Origin of the sequence: Photobacterium nomapromontoriensis (genome assembly GCF_050336815.1) — a bacterium.
Lineage (GTDB): Bacteria > Pseudomonadota > Gammaproteobacteria > Enterobacterales > Vibrionaceae > Photobacterium > Photobacterium nomapromontoriensis.
In genome coordinates, this window is sequence record NZ_JAKJSL010000020.1 from 15,866 (window position 1) to 35,210 (window position 19,345).

At 47.2% G+C, this 19,345-nt stretch carries 15 protein-coding genes and 2 pseudogenes; 14 read left to right on the forward strand and 3 right to left on the reverse strand.

Annotated elements, in window-relative coordinates; genetic code table 11:
* Positions 1-188: 188 nt before the first annotated feature.
* From L4D12_RS06180 to L4D12_RS06205, 6 genes and pseudogenes are all read left to right on the forward strand, one after another.
* A pseudogene (locus L4D12_RS06180) lies at positions 189-578 on the forward strand (GNAT family N-acetyltransferase); the annotation flags it as partial.
* 166 nt (positions 579-744) lie between these two features.
* Entirely contained in the window at positions 745-969 is a 225-nt protein-coding gene (locus L4D12_RS06185) for a hypothetical protein (protein ID WP_428446954.1), read from the forward strand.
* Positions 966-1,394: a hypothetical protein gene (locus L4D12_RS06190; RefSeq protein WP_428446955.1), complete on the forward strand. Its 429-nt coding sequence runs from the start codon at positions 966-968 to the stop codon at positions 1,392-1,394. Before L4D12_RS06185 ends, L4D12_RS06190 begins: the two co-directional genes overlap by 4 nt.
* Before the next feature lie 114 nt (positions 1,395-1,508).
* Positions 1,509-1,922, forward strand: coding sequence for a VOC family protein (locus tag L4D12_RS06195; RefSeq protein WP_428446956.1), 414 nt, complete (start codon positions 1,509-1,511; stop codon positions 1,920-1,922).
* A gap of 82 nt (positions 1,923-2,004) precedes the next feature.
* Positions 2,005-3,372 carry a DNA-3-methyladenine glycosylase 2 family protein gene (locus L4D12_RS06200; RefSeq protein WP_428446957.1) on the forward strand — a complete coding sequence of 456 codons (1,368 nt, stop codon included), beginning with the start codon at positions 2,005-2,007 and terminating at the stop codon, positions 3,370-3,372.
* The gene (locus L4D12_RS06205) at positions 3,369-3,815 is read left to right on the forward strand and encodes a methylated-DNA--[protein]-cysteine S-methyltransferase (RefSeq protein ID WP_428446958.1); all 447 of its coding nucleotides are present in this window, start codon (positions 3,369-3,371) and stop codon (positions 3,813-3,815) included. Before L4D12_RS06200 ends, L4D12_RS06205 begins: the two co-directional genes overlap by 4 nt.
* 22 nt (positions 3,816-3,837) lie before the next feature.
* Here L4D12_RS06205 and L4D12_RS06210 read toward each other — a convergent pair whose 3' ends face one another.
* Positions 3,838-4,767: an aldose 1-epimerase gene (locus tag L4D12_RS06210; RefSeq protein ID WP_428446959.1), complete on the reverse strand. Its 930-nt coding sequence runs from the start codon at positions 4,765-4,767 to the stop codon at positions 3,838-3,840.
* Between the two features lie 96 nt (positions 4,768-4,863).
* Between L4D12_RS06210 and L4D12_RS06215 the strand changes: the two genes are divergently transcribed.
* Entirely contained in the window at positions 4,864-6,075 is a 1,212-nt protein-coding gene (locus L4D12_RS06215; RefSeq protein ID WP_428446960.1) for an ROK family transcriptional regulator, read from the forward strand.
* Between the two features lie 93 nt (positions 6,076-6,168).
* On the opposite strand, the gene L4D12_RS06220 is transcribed toward L4D12_RS06215, so the two are convergent.
* Entirely contained in the window at positions 6,169-7,596 is a 1,428-nt protein-coding gene (locus L4D12_RS06220; protein ID WP_428446961.1) for a sugar porter family MFS transporter, read from the reverse strand.
* 1,533 nt (positions 7,597-9,129) lie between these two features.
* Positions 9,130-11,001 (reverse strand): annotated as a pseudogene (locus L4D12_RS06225) (DUF5107 domain-containing protein); the annotation flags it as partial.
* 273 nt (positions 11,002-11,274) lie between these two features.
* Here L4D12_RS06225 and fabV point away from each other — a divergent pair.
* From fabV to L4D12_RS06260, 7 genes are all read left to right on the forward strand, one after another.
* Positions 11,275-12,477, forward strand: coding sequence for an enoyl-ACP reductase FabV (fabV, locus tag L4D12_RS06230; protein WP_428446962.1), 1,203 nt, complete (start codon positions 11,275-11,277; stop codon positions 12,475-12,477).
* A gap of 38 nt (positions 12,478-12,515) precedes the next feature.
* Entirely contained in the window at positions 12,516-13,451 is a 936-nt protein-coding gene (locus tag L4D12_RS06235; RefSeq protein ID WP_428446963.1) for an alpha/beta hydrolase, read from the forward strand.
* Between the two features lie 278 nt (positions 13,452-13,729).
* Positions 13,730-14,113 carry a PilZ domain-containing protein gene (locus L4D12_RS06240; protein WP_428446964.1) on the forward strand — a complete coding sequence of 128 codons (384 nt, stop codon included), beginning with the start codon at positions 13,730-13,732 and terminating at the stop codon, positions 14,111-14,113.
* A gap of 5 nt (positions 14,114-14,118) precedes the next feature.
* Positions 14,119-15,174 (forward strand): M23 family metallopeptidase, encoded by a 1,056-nt coding sequence (locus tag L4D12_RS06245; protein WP_428446965.1) that lies wholly within the window; start codon positions 14,119-14,121, stop codon positions 15,172-15,174.
* 67 nt (positions 15,175-15,241) lie between these two features.
* Positions 15,242-16,360 (forward strand): anhydro-N-acetylmuramic acid kinase, encoded by a 1,119-nt coding sequence (locus L4D12_RS06250; protein WP_428447097.1) that lies wholly within the window; start codon positions 15,242-15,244, stop codon positions 16,358-16,360.
* 212 nt (positions 16,361-16,572) lie between these two features.
* Positions 16,573-17,961 (forward strand): ATP-dependent RNA helicase DbpA, encoded by a 1,389-nt coding sequence (dbpA, locus tag L4D12_RS06255; RefSeq protein WP_428446966.1) that lies wholly within the window; start codon positions 16,573-16,575, stop codon positions 17,959-17,961.
* A gap of 405 nt (positions 17,962-18,366) precedes the next feature.
* A complete protein-coding gene (locus tag L4D12_RS06260) occupies positions 18,367-19,122 on the forward strand; it encodes a beta-ketoacyl synthase chain length factor (protein WP_428446967.1) in 756 nt (251 codons plus the stop codon).
* Positions 19,123-19,345: the final 223 nt, after the last annotated feature.

Below are 19,345 nucleotides of genomic sequence, written 5' to 3' on the forward strand. Positions count from 1 at the left end.
CTTTAGCAGATTGAACTTACCTTATGCTCGCATGTTGAGGTAACTTGGGGATATGTCGTTATTAAAATAACGGGTTCATTGATAAGGGATTAATGATGCCATTGACCGAAATAAAATTGGCCATATGTCAGGATGCCAAGTTACTGCAAGATTGAGCATTTGACGCGTTTGAAGATGACTTCAACCAGTACGGTTCGTTTCCACCTAACATTGAATCAATAGAGTGGATTGAGGCACAAATTGCACAGGGTCACTTCTTCAACATTTTGCACGGTGGCGTGCTCGCTGGTGGCGTATGCATGGTGTTTGATGGTGAACAATCTGTTGATATTAAGTATCTATATTTAGGTACAGCGTTTCAAGATAAGCACATTGGCTCCAGCGTGATAGGACTCATTGAAGCGCATTATGAACAAGCGAATCATTGGTCATTGCTCACGCCGTCGAAAGCCTACCGTAACCACCATTTTTATGAGAAATTTGGGTTTGTAAAAATAAATGAATTTCAGCCCGATCCCACTGACGACTTCAGTGTTTTTGAGTATGTCAAAGAAGAGCGTTTTCTTACGAGCGAATAAACTTATCGTATCCAATACAGTTTGGTCGCTTTAATTCGTTGCGATGGGTGGTTTGCTTTCACGCAACATATTGAAAATATAGGACAAAAAATCTAAATTGTTATTGCTGAATCATGTCTTACGATATAATTCTTATCTGTAATAAGTACGGGGCGGATTGTTTTTAATGAACATCCAAGCCAGCTTGTTCTCTGAAAGGGCCGATAAGGAAAAGACATTGACTCATCATTATTGTGGTGAAAAGACCTATCTTAACGATGTGCACTGCCCAGGTTGCGGTGAGGCATTACAACATGAGCGTGCGCTATTCAGTGCCGAAAAACTGATGCCAGAGGCCATTGACGCTTTGCACCAAGCGTGCCCAAAAGCCAAAGTGACGTATACACAGTGAATTTACCGCAGAGTGCTCTAGGTACAGCGGATAAAGGTGATTACTTATGGCTGACCAATGTTGTGTTAAGGCGAAAAGGCTACCAATACGTCAATAACATAGAAACGTGTTACAACCTGAGTAAAAATCGAGTGTCACAAGCGCTGCCGATGCAAGCTTATTTTAATGTATCACCCGTGCTGTTTATTCTTCTGATCGTTGCGGCTGTATTTCTTGTTCCTGCTGGCTATTATTTGGGGTGTGAGTATGTAGAGCAAACGATGATGGCTGGCGCGTCACTGGCTGGGTTCTATGGCCTGTTCTTGGTCGCACGTGTGCGAAATACCTTCTCAGCTTATCGAATGCGTAAACCGATGAAGCGTTATATGGCACCGTTGCAGAAACAGCGTGATACGATATTGGCTTCGTTGAGCCAGTATCATTAACCATTGCCGCTGTAACAACATAATCAGCCTCAATACCCAAAGGGGTCTTGGGGTATTTTATTGCCGCTAATGACTGAATAACGCAAACGCTGTTTTTGCACTAAGGATCCAACTATGTCTCAACTTGTCGAACAAAAAATCGGTAATATCGCATTGGTCGTTGATAACTATGATGATGCGATAGCGTTTTACACCACCAAACTTCAGTTTACTGTCGTTGAAGATACCGACTTAGGCGGCGGAAAGCGCTGGGTGCAGGTGTCACCCCCCAATTCGACGGGAACCAATTTATTGCTAGCCCAAGCCAGTAGTGACGAGCAAAAGCAAGCGGTGGGCAATCAAGCCGGGGGACGGGTATTTTTGTTTCTTCAGACCAATGATTTTTGGCGAGACTATGAGCAAATGAAAGCCAATGGGGTGATATTTAACGAAGAGCCAAGGGTTGAAGCGTATGGCACCGTGGTGGTTTTTCAAGATCTTTATGGCAATAAATGGGATCTTTTGCAGCTGAATAATAGCGGTTCATAACCACTACCGAAAGTGGCGAGTATTGTTATGGGCGGAGTGTAGACTTGAAGGTATAGTCAATAAACCGGATGAGTCTCCAACCATGATGCCACCGCGACAGTGTCAGCAAGCCCGTCTGGCCCGTGACCATCGCTATGATGGGTTATTTTTTACCGCGGTTAAAACAACCGGTATTTATTGCCGTTCCGTGTGTCCTGCACCGCCTCCCTTGGAAAAGAATGTTGAGTATTTTGAGACGGCATTTTTGGCCGCCCAAGCAGGGTATCGCCCTTGTCTTCGTTGCCGGCCAGATAGTGCGCCGGGATCGTCTGCATGGCGCGGCACCAATACTACATTTCATCGTGCGCTGAGTTTAATTGATGAGGGGGGGCTGGTTGATGGATCCCTGCCAGCGCTTGCCGAACGACTGGGGGTCAGCCCTCGGTATGTTCGGCTGCTGTTTCAGCAAGCGATTGGCATGTCGCCAAAATCCTACAGCCTTTATCAGCAATGCCTGCTGGCCAAAAAATTACTGCATGAAACAGCATTGCCGATCACCGAGATTGCCTTGGCCAGTGGCTTTGGTAGTCTTCGTCGTTTCAATGATTGTTTTAAGATGCAATTTTCCCTTGCCCCCTCGGTGGTACGCAAGCAAGGCGGCAATCGAGCAGACAGTGGTGAACCGATACGTGTGACCTTGGCCTACCGCCCGCCGTACGATTGGCGATCTATTCAGGCCTTCTATGCCGGAAGAATGATCAAGGGACTTGAGTGGGTGGGTGAGGATCATTATGGCCGAACGTTTAGCGACGGAATCGGCGTTGGTTGGTTCACGGCGCGGCATTGTGCGGCGCGATCATTGTTTGAGGTGGAAATTTATTTATTCGAGTTAACCATGTTGCCGAAAGTGATCAGGAATATCCGTCGCTGCCTCGATCTGGACGCTAACTCTGTCTTGATTGATCATGCGCTTCAGCAGGCACTCGAGATCCCTGCACTGGCGATGTCGGGCATGCGGTTACCTGGAATTTGGAGTCCGTTTGAGGCAGGAATACGGGCAATATTGGGTCAGCAGGTGTCGATAAAAGCGGCGCGTAATCTGGTGACACAGCTGGTGGCAATGAACCCTGATAATCGTGATGGCTACCATTTTTTTCCGTCACCAGAACAGTTGCTGAATGTCGATCTAGAGGCATTAGGGATGCCTGCCCGACGGCGGGAGACGCTGCGACAGTTTGCGGCTTATGCCACCGAGCAAGCGCTGGAGGATCATGACGCATTATTGGCGCTGCCCGGTATTGGTCCATGGACGGTGAATTACCTGCGGATGCGTGGTTTCAGTGATCCGGATATCTTTTTAGACGGGGATCTCGGGATTAAAAAAAGCCTTCAGCAGGTATATTGTCAACCTGAACGTGCTGCGCCGTGGCGTAGCTATCTCACTTTATATTTATGGAATACGTTGGAATGAACAATCAACTTATCGACACCCCGTTGGGTTGGCTGAATGTGATCGCTGATGATGCCGGGATTACCGCGATTGAACTGCATGCCGATCCTGAGCAGGCCCAAACGCCTAATGCCGTGACAGGCTGTTGCTGCCAGCAGTTGACGGAGTATTTTTCCGGTCAACGTACCCAGTTTGATGTGCCTTTAAATATGCAGGGGACTGACTTTCAGCGCACGGTATGGCAGGCGTTGCAGAGTGTTGATTATGGTTCGACCTGTTCATATGGTGATATTGCCAAGCAAATAGGTAACCCTAACGCTGTGCGGGCCGTCGGTGGGGCAAATGGTAAAAATCCCATTCCTATTATTGTGCCATGCCACCGGGTGATCGGTAGCTCAGGTAAACTCACCGGTTATAGTGGTGGATTGGACATTAAAGTGTGGCTGCTCGACCACGAACGTTAAGTTTTGATCGGCAGCCGGAGAGTTAATCTGTTGCTGTTAGCTGAATGGTAATTGACATTGTGATGCTCATGCTTTCATCTGGCTTTAGGATGGTGAGGCTGTCATGGTGAGCACAATGGTGCGCATTGACATGCTGGCTTTGAGGCTCCAGGCACAGAAAGTCACTGTCGCCCTCGGGTTTATAGGCTTGTAAATATTGGCAAGGGCTGACCATCTGGATGGATAGGCCATTGGGGTGCTGTAATCTTATTTTGATACCGCCTTCATGCACCTTGTAGCCATTATTCATCCACATCGAGGGGATCGGTTTCTGGTGTGAAAAATTAAACGCGTCAGGAATCGGTGTCATATAGTCGGTTGGAAGATAATCTGTCCCTTCAAGCCACATGCCTTCTGCTGAAAACTGGACCAAGGTATCAGGCAGGCAATGGAAAAAGGGGTGAAATCCCAGCCCAAAAGGGAAGGGCTGTTGTCCGGTATTGGTCAAGCGTAATGTGATGGTTAAACCGGAATGGGTCAGCTGGAAATACTGTTCGGCGGTATAGCGACAGACATCGGGAATGTGTGACTGCATGGTCAATGTCAGTGATGGCTCATGGGGAAGCATTGTGTTGGTGGATAGTGATCTCGTAGAGGCGGTGAGCGGTGGTGTTTTGCATCGCCATTGCGTGAGCCAGCCATTGCCATGGAGAAAAAAATCCGCATCGATAGCCTCATTGACGGGGAGGATGATATGCCGATCTTGCCAAGTAAACTGATTGCCACGAATGCGATTCACCATTGGCAACATGGGAAATGAACTACTGTTTCCCGCGAAATTTGTGCTGTCGACTAAGCGAGGCCGCAGAATATCGAATGGCGATTGGTTGCTATAGGTGAAGGCATCAATTGTCCCGCCTGTCTCATTAATGACGACTTTTAACTGACCATTCTCTAGTGTGTGAATTGCCATCAATAAACCCTTTTATAACTGTGATAGTTTGCAGGTCTTACTGTATGTCTACGGCTTGCTGATAAGTGATACCAATATCACAACGAATACTAAACCATGATTACTAATACATTTAATCGTTCGGCCAATTCTGGCCTCAATAACCAACAAGTTCGTCGATATAATTGTCGTATTATTATGGCGTTACTGTACCAGCATAAAGGATTGAGTAAGTCGCAATTGGCTCAGGCGACCCAGTTAAGTATACCGGCCGTGAGCAATATTATCGCCTCGCTCATTGAAGAAGGACGAGTAGAAAATACCGCTGCAACGGTTGTCAGCAAGGGTAACTTTAAAGGGCTATATAGGGTTTCACGCCATCGTCCTGATACCATTTGTTTGAATGTATCCCCGACATGTATTCAAGCGGTGATGGTGGATAATGAAATTAATCAATGTTCTGATTTTATTCATCAACCGATAGCACCGACAACCCCAGAGGCATTGATTGAGGCGATCGTGTCGGTCATTGTTGCATGCCGACAAGCTAACCGAACGTCACCTTATCGCTTATCAATTGCCGTACATGGTCAGGTCGACACTCATGTGGGGTCTTCTATGCGTATGCCACAAGCGCCTTGGACGGCAACGATTGAACTGAAATATATTCTAGAGCAGCGGTTAAAGGTTGATGTGCTGGTCGACAATGATTGCGTTATGATAGCACTGGCTGAAAAATGGTTAGATGGGCACAATGGTGACGATTTTTGTGTGCTAAATGTCGACTATGGCATCGGCTCCTCTTTTTTGATTAACAATAATATATACCGAGGCAAGATGTTTGGCAGTGGTCAAATTGGCCATACCAAAGTGGCGGATAACGGTATTCTCTGCGGTTGTGGCCGTGAGGGTTGTTTAGAAACAGAAGCGTCTTCCAAAGCGATGTGTGATCAATACCGGCAACGGGCGCAATTACAGCCACCGTCTCCTCCTTTGGTGTCATTTGATGATTTTATTACGCGTTTTGAGCAGCGTGATGCACTCGCACTCGATATTATTGAGCACGCGGGTCATATCATTGGTCAGTCGCTATATAATTTTCTCATTACGCTCAATATCAACAAGATCATTTTATATGGTAATACCTGTGCGCTTGGTTCAACGTGGTTAGATGCCATCACTCAGAAAACATTGATTAATCCTTTCGAAGATCAAACCGCAAGAAAGCAAGATCAGACGCTTGTCGCTTACGGACGGTTGTCGAATGTCGAATTGCTGATGGGGATGAGCTACTTGTGGGTTGAACAAGAGCTGGATGCATTATTTTAAGTGCACGGGCTTTCCTGCCCGCTGGTTTATGGCGAAGAAAAAACAGGCCACCCTATCGGTGGCCTTATTGTGATGAGTGAATATCGTAGTGGCTTATACGTTGACGTGTTTACCCACATGCCCAGTTTGTGCCACAAGCTCTTTTTCTAATTCTTCTAAAGAGCGGCCTTTGGTTTCTGGTACTCGGCGATAGATAAAGACAAAACCCGCAGCACAAATCACACCGTATAACAAGAAGCTGCCTGAAGCGCCTAACCCTTCATTTAATAATGGGAAGGTATAGGTAAGCGCGAAACAGGCTACCCATAACGCAAAGGTACTGGCTGACATGGCGATCCCACGGACTTTGTTCGGGAAAATTTCAGACAGCAGTACCCAGGTCACCGGAGCCAGTGTCAGGGCATAAATAGAGATAGCAATCAGCACTAACAGTAAGACGGGCAATCCCAGGATGCCAAACGCGTACGCTGCTGACATCAAGCCGTAGATAACTGTCAGTCCAAAAGAACCAATGATCATCAGCTTGCGGCGACCAATTTTATCGACAAAAGGAATAGCAAGAATGGTAAACAATAAGTTGATTAAGCCCGTCGCCACAATGGATTTGAGGGTGTCATTGATATCAAATCCTGCTGAAGCGAAGATCTCTTGGGCGTAGTTAAAAATGACGTTGATTCCACACCATTGTTGGAATGCCGCCAGTACAACACCGATAATCAGGATCGGTTTTACATCCGGCTTAAGTAGCGCGCTAAAAGGCAATGAGCGAGTTTCAGCCGTTAGGGTACCTTCAATTTCTTCGACAGTGCGTGTTGCATAGCTGTCACTGCCAATACGCCGTAAGGTGGCTTTTGCGCGATCGGTCATGCCCATTTTGACTAACCAGCGTGGTGACTCTGGAACAATAAACATGAGTACTAAAAATGCAAACGCCGGGACAAGTTCGGCACCGAACATATAGCGCCAGCCCATTTGACCATTCCAGGTCTGGAGAATATCAGCCGGTGTGGCATTGGCGGCTACAGGTTCGGCAATCATCAAGTTAATGATTTGGGCTGCCAATACACCGATCACTATGGTCAATTGGTTGATTGCGACAAAGCGGCCACGTTTCTCAGCTGGGGCAATTTCAGCGATGTACATTGGCGATAAAGCTGACGACAAGCCAATGCCAATACCGCCAATAATACGATAAATAACAAAGGCATCAAAACTGTTTGCCGCAGCGGTTCCCCACGCCGAAATGATAAATAATACGGCAGCCAAAATTAATGGGCGTTTCCGGCCGTATTTGTCTGAAACAGTACCCGCAATAAAGGCACCCGCGATACAGCCTAATAACGCAGAGCTCATCGCCCAGCCAGAGAGTGATGCGCTGGTGATATTGAAGTACGCTTCATAAAACGGTTTCGCCCCACCAATTACGACCCAGTCGTAACCAAATAACAATCCACCGCAGGCGGCAACTAGGCTGATGAGCCAGATGTTTTTCATATTGAGTTGATCGCTTGTTTTACTCATAGTCAATCCTTGTAGAGGTACACATCTATTCTCGTTATGGTATACAGGCACCTCTAGCGATAGGTCACCGCCAGAGGTGCCTATCTATTACGCTTGATCGTACTGACCGAATGCGTAGCTATGTTGTGCGACTTCTTTGAATAAGTTCGCTTTGGTATGTGCTGGCGATTGGGATAATAACGCCTGCAAGGTGTATTCAAAATCGTGTCGTTTGTCAGCATGTTGGGCTAAGAATGCTAGCCCCAGTTGCCCCATTGCTTTTACAAACAGGCAGTGCTGCGTGTGTTCTGCCTGCGCATCTGTGTCAAATACAATCAGGGCGGGGAGTGAGACCGCAAAGAAATCAATCTCGACGGGGGTATGGCATGCGGACTCCGCCCAGGTCACCATGCTTTGGTAGATTGCGAGTGCTTGTTCAGTGTGCCCTAATTGATGCCATGCTGCGGCTTGGTAAAACAAGTAATCGGCTGGTTGATCGTTATAGTAGCGACTTTGGCCTATCTCTTGTTTCCCTTGTGTTGCGCACTGGAAATGCCGTGTTGCTTGTTCATGCTGGTCGAGTTGCTGATAGCAGTAACCCAGATAGTAATGCAGATCATTATCAGTTTGACCGACTAAGCGTCCTTCACCTAAGTTATGAGGATAATGCAGCGCGGAATCTAAACAATTAATGGCATCTTGGAACTGTTGCTGACGTATCAGGTTAAGTGCCAGACGCAGTTTATTGGTGATAAATTGCCCGGTAATACGCCCTTCACCACCTTCCCAAGGGTGAAACTGGCGCGTTGCTAAACAATCCGCTGCGCGTGCCAGTTCGCCGGTAATATTGCACAGATTGAGTAGCTCAGCCGTCAGATCATCACGCTTTGCCACAATGCCCAGATGAGAGGTCAACGTGTGCAAGCGCTCAGCCGGATCCGTTGCCGATGCTTTCTTGAGATAATCAAGCTCATACAATATTCGAGCATCATCCGGTGTTAAGACAAATGCTTGCGACATTAAAGCGATGGCTTTTTTGCTATCGTGGCATTTGTTGTAGGCATGCACTGACAAATTACGCAGCACTGGCGCATAATCCGGATTCAGCTGTTGTACTTTTTCCCAATGGTTGACCGCACTCACATAATCTCGCTTGGCGTAGAAGAAGCAGCCCAGTAGATATTGAGTGAAATAGTGATCTGAAAAAGTGGTGAGAACAGCTATTTCTGTCAGTGTATTTGGGAACAATACGTTATCAGTAAATAAATTGGCGGCTTTATCTAACTCGCTGTTAGCGGCTTGAGGATTATTTGACACGAAAGCGTGGTAAATGGCGGTCATCGCACCTTGGCTGTCGCAATGCGCCAGTAAGGACCGAACACTCTCTTCTGCCCCAATAGACAGATAAAAGTTTGCCAGATGAATCGTATTGGCTTCACGTCCATTCATTAATTGCTGGAAGGCATGTAAATCAGTTTCAGTTTGCGTCAGTTGGTATTTCTGGAAGGCTAAGCCATAACCCAGAGGTTGATTACCTAATTGGCTATCAATGAACTGGATCGCATCTGTATGGCGGTTCAGTAAGGTCAGCAAGTAGGCTTTCAGTGTAGCAGCATGATAATGCATGCCATTGAGCTGTAAAGTGCGCTCGGTGTATTCCAATGCCTCGTGTAATCGAGCTTGCTTGGTGGCAATCCGTGCTGCGGCATAGAACCCGGTATCACGGCAATTACCGCTCCAGGTGGCTTTAAATACATCATTGAACGCATCGTCCAGTTGTCCTAGTTTTTCGTAAGCACATCCCCGTAAATAGCTGGCTTTGCCGCACAATGGGTTTTTATTGAGTTTATGTGCGCGTGCTAATGCCGCATCAGCGAAGGCAACCGTGGCCGGATAATCAGCACGCTCGTAAGCAAGGGTCGCCATTGCCACATTGGCTTGATAGTGATGAGGGTCTCTGGTCAGTGCCTCTTGATAATAATCGACTGGGCTGCGTGTTGCATGGTGGTACTGCTGCAGGTGCTGACCAATGAAGAACAGCTCTTCAACGCTCTCAACCTCTTTAGGCATCGCGGGTGTAGTGGCCGGATCTGGCGTTGGCTCATCGGTTGCACGTTCATGCTCGGTGTATGTCAGTTCGGTGTGTCCATCAGCTGCGGTGACCGTCATGGTTAATGAACCGTGGCCATCGTATTCATAGCGCCCTTCGCGTGATTCACCGGGCATTAAGGTTAAGCTCTGATCCAGCAGCGGCTGCTCGCCGTCTTTAATGACCATGGAATATTCGGTGATCGCGGCAATGGCGTATACCGCCCATGTTACCCCGGTAGGGGTGCGCTCAAGTTTAATGGCGACGTCGGTATTGGCATTATGGACATTGCCAAGGTGGCTATAGGGTAAGAAGTGTTGCACAAAGATCTTTTCTTCGTGGCTTTCTATCCATGTGAAATCAGGCTGATTGTCAGTGAAGACTCCCGTCATGAGCTCAATGTAAGGTCCATTGGTATCAGTCAGTTGACGATCCCACGCTATACCGAAATCACAGTTACCCCATGACCACTGTTTTTTACCCGGTGACACGTGGTGATTGGCGATATGCAGCAGGCCACCTTGTTCATCATGGTTGTAAGCGCCGACAAAATCATAGGCTGATTTGTCAGCCATATACGATGTTGGCACGGGTAAGTTTTTATAGCGTGAGATATCCGTGCCAGGTGAATAATCAACTTTGTAGTAAATACCTGTCGCAATAGGGAAATTAGACACATCACGTTTACCGTGGTCGTATACTGCAGTGACATCGGGTGGGAAGATACTTTGATGGTCATCGCCCCCTTTTACGGCTGGATTTGACCACCATAAGAACTGGCGAGGGGTCTCATTACCGTTATAGACCTTCCCGGTAATTTCGATTAATGATTTGTTTGGATAGACTTTGAAGCCGGCCATGATTTGCAGGCCATACATGTGCTCGACTTCTCCCATCCAGACGGTGACAGAGCCATCATCCTGATGCTCAATGGTAAAATCCGTTGGCATGTAGGTGGTTGGACGGTGATGCTGTGGCCAGTTGAATTCAATGCCGCCAGAGATCCATGGGCCAAGCAGGCCGACTAAAGCGGGTTTTACGACTTCGTTGTAATATACAAAATCACGTCCTTTCACTTTGTCATATGCACGATGGATTCTGCCGCCGAGCTCAGGCAATAACATGATTTTTATATAATCGTTCTCGATATAAACCGCTTGATAGGTTTGATCGACTTTCTCATCAGTGATGCTATCAATGACCCCGTAAGGGTATACGGAACCCGATGAACCTTGATAAACACGGTTTTCTAAAAAGAGAGGGTTTGGGTCAACTTTGCCGGTTGGGTAAGTAGGAAGCACTATCTCTTCAACCCATGCTTTTGCTTGCGTACTCATGACGTATAACCACCTGTAAGTCGTTATTATTAATTGATGGGTTGAGTGTAAATAGAATTCCCAAATGGGATCTATGAAGCCGTCACGACCTTTACTAAACAATGTTTAGTAAAAAATGCGATCTTTCAACGGCACCTTTTAGCAGCGTGCTGGTGCTGAAACTGAGAAGAAAAGTTTTAGAATCGTTACGTTACATGATCAGGGTATGGCCTAAAATGTTGCTTCCGTAATACCCATAGCGCAAACTAGAGGGGATTAAATTTAGGAGTGACTATGGTTATTAAACCCGTCGTAAAAGGAGTCGTTGCTCGTGCTGCGCATCCTTATGGTTGTCAGCAGGCTGTCCGTAATCAGATTGCCTATGTACGGGCCGCATCCCCCGTCATTCATGGACCGAAGAAAGTGTTGGTGCTGGGAGCGTCATCAGGGTTTGGCCTTGCCTCGCGCATTGCTTTGGCGTTTGGTGGGGCACAGGCGGATACTATCGGTGTGTCATTTGAACGCGGGCCAAGCGATAAAGGGGTCGGTACGGCGGGTTGGTATAACAATGTTTTTTTCCGGGAAGAGGCGGAGAAAGCGGGGCTGATTGGCAAGAACTTTGTCGGTGATGCGTTTGCCCCAGAAATGCGCCAGCAGGTGATTGATTATATTCACGCTGAGTTTGGCGGCCAGCTTGATTTGGTGGTGTACAGCCTGGCGACGGGCGCGCGACCAAACCCTGAAACTGGGGAATTATGGCGATCATCAATTAAAACCCTCGGTGATCCTATCTCAGGGCCGACTATCAATATTGAAACCGATATGATGGAACCCATGACGGTTGGGACGGCGACTGACGAGGAAATTGATGCGACGGAAAAAGTCATGGGCGGGGAGGACTGGGCCAGTTGGATCAGTATGTTGTCTGATGCTGGCGTGCTTGCTTCAGGGTGTAAAACGGTGGCGTATTCTTATATCGGACCGGAAGTGACTTACCCTATTTATCATCATGGTACTTTAGGCCGGGCAAAAGCACATTTGCATGCCACCGCCGATCAGCTCAATGACAAAATGGCCGCCTTCAATGGCAGTGCGTATGTGGCCGTGTGCAAAGCGCTGGTTACTAAAGCCAGTGTGTTTATTCCTGCATTTTCACCGTACATTTTGGCCTTGTTTAAGGTGATGAAAGCACAAGGTGTTCATGAAGGTTGTATCGAGCAGATGCAGCGACTTTATGCGCAACGTTTGTATGGAGAGAGCAGCGCGGTCCCCGTTGATAATAGTCGATTGATCCGAATGGATGACTGGGAACTCGATGACCGTATTCAGCAGTCAGTGAGTGTGCTGATGGCGCAAATAACCCCGGATAATTTTGCGCAAATAGGTGACTATCAAGGCTATAAAACTGATTTTATGCAACTCAATGGCTTTTGCCTTGATGGTGTCGATTATCAGGCAGAAATCAGCGTTGATGAATTGATGAGGTTTCAACCTTAATCCCCACAAACTGTGTCAATGACGGACAAGGAGCCTCTATGCGTCAGGTAAGTCCTAAGTTACAGCCTTGGCTTGCTGATTTTAATCAGCAACTGGCCGTACTCATTGATAATGGTTTTAAGCCGACAGCCACGAATGCTCGCGAGGGGCTGGCGAATTTAACCCAAGAGCTCGTGACCGATATTCCCGCTATTTCTTGGGTGCAGGATGATGTTGTTCATAACGATGAATACAACGTCCCGGTGCGTATTTATCATCCGGCGCCTGAGCGGTCATTACCGGTGTTGGTGTATTACCACGGCGGCGGGCATATGGCCGGTAGTGTAACGGTCTACGATCCTATTTGTCGTAAGTTGGCGAAGGCAACTCAGCATATCGTGGTGTCGGTGGATTATCGTCTGGCGCCTGAGTGCCCGTATCCCGCCGGGGTGAATGACGCGTATGCTGTGGTTCAGAATATATGGACAACGCTGGATGGCAGGCAGCTGAACTATGTGCCGCGTTTATCTATCGCCGGCGATTCAGCGGGTGGGGCGATGGTCGCGACGGTCAGCGGTAAAGCGCAATATGATCATCACGTAACACTGGCCAAGCAGGTGATGATTTATCCCTGTCTGGATTACACCATGGCTTCAGCGTCGATGGCGCAAAATGCAACCGGGTATCTGCTACAAAAAGGGAAAGTTGGCTGGTATTTCGATAATTATTTCCAGAATAATGAGAACCGTCAGCAGTGCTCTCCGTTATATGGTCATGTAAGCCCTAAGTTACCCGATACCTTGATGATCACGGCTGAGTTCTGCCCGTTGCGCGATGACGGGATCGCCTATTACGAGAAAATGACGGCCATGGGGGGGCGATGTGAGTGGCTGCATTTCAGCGAGATGATCCACACCTTCTTGAACATGGAAAACCTGGTAAAAGACGAGTGTGAACGGGTGTATCTGGCAATTGCGGAATTTCTTAAACATTGACGCGGGTTGCCTGAGGCTACCGGGGTAGCCTTCGGCTGTTTTAAGACCAAAAATATACCGTCAGCCGTACTCTAGTTAGCGTTTTTTTGATGTTTTCGTCAAAATATTGGCGCTGCAAATAATGAGACGTTTATATATTCCATAGGAGGAATGGGACCCCTTTTGTGATGGGATCATAGTTTTAACACTAAAGTTATCAATATTCCGGATAAATCTGGTTAATTTTTATATTTATCATTAGAATTAATACATAAAAGAACAACAAAAATGAAGAGATTATGGTCGAACGCCGTCATTTTAGTCGTATTCTTTATCCGGCATCTGCAACCCTGATCCATGCTAGTGGTGAATGGTCTTTGCAAGTCAGAGACTTATCATTACAGGGTATATTACTGACTCGTCCGGATCACTGGTGTTCGCAAGATACTGATAACCATTATATTGTCAGGTTCTTTCTGAATGACAGTGAGATTGAGCTGCAGATGGAAACTCAACTTGTCGATCATGACTCTCATTATTTACGCATGCATATTATCCACATCGATTTAGACAGTGTCAGCTACTTGCGACGCTTGGTTGAATTGAATGTTGGCACTGATGAACTATTACATCGTGAGCTAGAGCAGCTAGCAGATTTGCAAAAACATAACGATGAGTCGTAGTTATCATGTCAGACAATATTTGTATTTCGGTGTCCGATCATCGCGGCACTTCCCATTATTTAATTCGCCGCTTTAAAAAACGTTATTTTGCATTAGCTGTCGCCTCAATATTGGCGTTGTGTGGAGCGGGTGGTTATAACGTTTATACCCTCTATCAAGCTAAGCTGTCATCTACCCACCAAGTCAATGTACTCAATGCACAAGCCCAGCAGCTTGATGTCCAAGCCAAGCAGTTAAGCGAGGAAGCGCAGCTGCTCAATGACTCTTTGGTGGAAGAAAACGCGGCGAACAAGGCGTTGCTCGAAGAGCTCAATGAGAAGAAAAATGAGTTATTGCTTCTCACCCAGCGTATTGATGATGTTGAAACCATTTTGGGGCTGCAGAGTGATGAAGACGGTGAGCCGGTTTCATTAGAAGAGCGGGTAGACAGTGCCGCGATCAGTTCTGCGGTACGGGGCACGCTGTTTCGGATGATCCCCAATGGCAACCCAACCCCACAGATCCGGATGTCGTCCCAGTTTGGAACGCGGATACATCCTGTTACAGGGAAGCGTAAGCGTCATTTTGGGCTCGATTTTGCCGCCAATATTGGCACTGAGATCTATGCACCGGCAGATGGCGTGGTTGAGGTGGTTCGACCGAGCAATAAAGGGTCCGGGAATTTTCTTAAGCTCAGCCATACGTTGGGGTTTGCAACGACCTATTCACATTTGAAAAAATTTAACGTAAAAAGTGGCCATTTTGTTCGAAAAGGCGATTTAATTGGTTGGACGGGCAATACCGGGCTGTCGACGGGACCACATCTGCATTATGAGTTGCGCTTTTTGGGACGCGCTCTAAATCCGCGGCCATTTGTTGAGTGGAGCCCCGATAACTTTGATTCACTGTTTGAAAAAGAAAAAACGGTACAGTGGGCATCATTGCTGAATATGATCAATAATGTGGTTTCCATGCAGGTACAGCTGATCCAGTCGCCATATAGTGCCACACCGATCCAAACGGCAAGTCATGAGCCACAAGGATCCCTCTCTGGCACGAATGATCAGATCTCTAAGCTGTAATGCACGGTTATTTGTATTGCTGATGGGCAGATAAAGCATGGGGACGAGCATGAGTAAGGGAGCAGCCATGGGTGAGGAATTGTATATTGGTGTGATGTCGGGTACCAGTCTTGATGGTGTCGATACCGCACTGGTGAAGATTGACGCCGATCAGCAAGTCTGCTTGCTGGCCAGCGACTGTTTTCCGATGCCTGTGACGTTGAAATCTGCATTGCTGGATGTCTGTATTGGTCAGGCAACCAACCTCAAACAGATCGGTGAATTGGATCACCGGCTGGGACTATTGTTTGCCGATGCCGTGAACCAGCTACTTGCTCTTTCCTGCACGGAGCCGAGTGCAGTAACCGCCATCGGTAATCATGGTCAGACGGTGTTCCATCAACCGGAAGGAGATACCCCGTTTACGATGCAACTTGGTGATGCCAATCTGATCGCCGCTCGCACCGGGATCACCACGGTGGCAGACTTCCGTCGGAAAGATATGGCGCTCGGTGGCCAAGGGGCTCCGCTAGTGCCCGCTTTCCACCGTACCCTGTTTATCCAGCAAGACTCTGCAACCGTGGTTCTTAATATAGGGGGGATCGCGAATATCTCAGTGCTGCGCCCAGATCAGCCCGTACTCGGCTATGATACCGGCCCTGGTAATATGCTGATGGATGCTTGGGTGTATCAACACCGAGGTGAAAAATTTGATCAGGATGCGGCGTTCGCCCTTGAGGGGGCGGTGAATGCCGAGTTATTAAGCCTGTTGCTCTCCGATCCTTACCTGTTACAGCTTTACCCGAAAAGTACGGGTCGTGAGCATTACAATTTGTTTTGGCTTGATCAGCAACTGACGCAAATATCTGACGAGCTATTGCCCGTCGATGTGCAGGCAACCTTATTGGAGTTTACCGCCGTCACCATTGCTCAACAGGTTGCGCGTTTTGCCTGTGGGCCGACACCAGGCTTGTTGGTGTGCGGTGGCGGGGCCTGTAATCCGGCTCTGATGGCGCGTCTGGCTCAGTTATTGCCCGAATGGCAGGTTGCTAATACCCGAGATGCTGGCGTGGATCCTGATTATATGGAAGCGATGGCCTTTGCCTGGCTGGCTCGACAGCGTATTCATAACCTGCCGAGTAATGTGCCTGAGGTGACCGGGGCCTCGCGTGCCGCTTCGCTCGGCGTTATCTATCCTGCGGATTAGTCCTCCGCTCTATCAAAGACCGTTAAGTGCCCTTAAGGTGTCGGGTTCATTCTGATGAAACGCGCACCTTGAGATCGTTTGGGTATATCTTTTTTGTCTTGATACTGGTAGTGTCGCTGCCCTTGTGGTTAGCACTACCTCCTTTCTTGGCCTGATATTCATGGTAACAGGTATCGCATAACCCCTTCTTTAACCTGACAGGATATATGGCCGTGAGTAAAGACGCCTTTTCTAATTTGAATCTTAAACCGGAATTAATTGATAACCTAAGTTCACTGGGTTATTCCAAGATGACTCCAATCCAGGCCCAAAGTCTACCGCCGATCCTTGATGGTAAAGATGTGATTGCTCAGGCGAAAACAGGGTCGGGTAAAACAGCGGCCTTTGGCCTTGGTTTGCTACAGCACTTGAACGTAAAACGTTTCCGTGTACAAACGTTGGTGCTTTGTCCTACTCGTGAATTGGCGGATCAGGTTGCGAAAGAAATTCGTAAGCTGGCACGTGCTATCCATAATATTAAGGTGCTGACACTGTGTGGCGGTATGCCATTTGGTCCGCAGATTGGCTCTCTTGAGCACGGCGCACACATTATTGTGGGCACTCCGGGTCGCGTGGAAGAGCACGTACGTAAGGGCTTCTTGTCGCTTGATGACCTGAACATGCTGGTGCTTGATGAAGCAGACCGGATGTTGGAGATGGGGTTTCAGGACTCACTGGATGCGATTTTAGATTGGGCGCCGGTGGATCGTCAAACACTGCTATTTAGTGCGACGTACCCGAAACAAATTGAGAAAATTGCCGCAGATGTGATGCGTAATCCCGTTACGGTAAAAGTGGAAGCGACCCATGACAATAGCAGCATTGAGCAGTTTTTCTATAAAGTAGACAACAACGACGATCGCATGAATGCGTTACGGGTATTATTGGCTCAGCATCGTCCTGAATCTGCAGTGGTATTTTGTAATACCAAGCGAGAAGCGCAGGAGATTTCAGAAGATTTAGATCACTACGGCTTCAGCGCGATTGCACTGCATGGCGATCTTGATCAGCGTCAACGTGACTTGGCGTTAGTCCGTTTTGCTAACAAGAGTGCATCTGTTCTTGTTGCGACAGATGTGGCGGCACGTGGTCTGGATATTGATGCACTGGATTGCGTGATCAATTATCAATTGGCACGAGATACCGAAGTGCATGTTCACCGAATTGGTCGTACAGGCCGTGCGGGCAGCCAAGGGGTTGCATGTTCGCTATACAGTAATAGTGAGCATTACAAGATACTGATGCTGGAAGAATATCTGGAAAAAACCATTGAACCTGCGGTATTGCCACCATTATCGTTATTGGATCAGCCGACGCGCCGTCCTGCGATGGTGACATTGCAAATCGATGGCGGTAAAAAGCAGAAAGTACGCCCAGGCGATATTCTAGGCGCACTAACGGGTGAAAATGGTATCCGCGGTGATCAAGTCGGTAAAATTAACGTGTTTGATAACTGCTCTTATGTGGCGGTTTTGAATGATGTGCTGCGTATTGCACATAAAAAGCTGGATAACGGTAAGCTGAAAGGTCGCTCATTCCGAGTGCGACAAATCCGAGACTAAGCCGTATCGATAGGTGACTACTGTTTAAAAGAGAAAGCCCGCTGTGATGCGGGCTTTTTATTTTAACGATGAAGTAGGCTATGCAAAGTTTATTTTAATACATTCTGTTTATTTACATTTCTATTATTAAGGATGATGACTGATATCATTGTTTTTGTGTAAGAGATGAAACGCATTGTTTAATGCCTAAAAACTGTAATAACAAGTGTTACATTGCAGAGCTCATCTAAATATATAGAAATAGCGTCCATCTGATTAAATTATTGTGGTGATGTTCGTATATTTAGTAATGACATTGGGTAACTTATTTTGTTATGGTATTTTTTAATTTAAGATGACTAAATGTTTCAAAGTATTAATCATTTTTTCGATACCTTAGTGGAATAGTGGTGGTTTAATTTAAACATGAGCACTATCAAATTTAATATTCTGAATTGGAGTGCAATATCTCCAGGATTAACTGAACCCGAATCATGGTCTCAATGGTTAGCTGATGGGAAATGTTGGCCAGAAGCATTAACCGCGGTACCTAGCGATAGCATTCCGGCTATGATGCGGCGACGTATGAGTACGCTAAGTAAGCTTGCCGTTCAGACGGCCATTACTCTCTCGACCGATCAGCAAGTCGATTACGTTATTTTTTCGAGTCGACATGGTGAGTTTAGCCGAACATGTCAGCTGCTTGACCATGTGATTGCGGGGCAGCCCGCATCACCAATGGCATTCTCTCAGTCAGTCCATAATACTGCGGTAGGGCTGTTTACGATTGCCACTAAACAGGCTATACCCTCAACGTCGGTATCAGCGTGTCTGCATTCTGTGCATGCGGGATTAATAGAAGCGGTGGCTTATTTATCTGAATACCCACATCACCGTGTGCTGGTGGTTGATTTTGATGAGCCATTGCCGGACAACTACTCTATTTATGAACGAAGCCCATATCATGGCTATGCCTTGGGCTTAGTGCTCTCAGCGGGGGACCAATATCAGCTGGATTGGCAAAGCCAACGTATCATCACCCAACATGATCAGCCTGTTGGGGAGAGTGACTATCCGCAAGGGTTAGCGATCATTGCTGGTCTTCTGTCGGAAACCGATGCGTGGTCAGTATCGGACACGCGTTTTGATTGGCGTTGGCAACGCCGCATTGCAACGGGTTAATTATCATTGTTGTGTTTGAACGCCGACGAAAAGAGTGACTGCATTCTTAAGTGAGTTTACGTTTTTCACAGGCTACCAAATTGTTTACATATCTTAATTATCATTAATGGCCAGTATTGGTTGGCTAAATGATAGGGTGGTCGTACTGGGTTTTATTGGTAATAACAGAAATAACAAAGATAATCATAGCAAAAAATTTACATTTTGTAATGGAATATTAAGG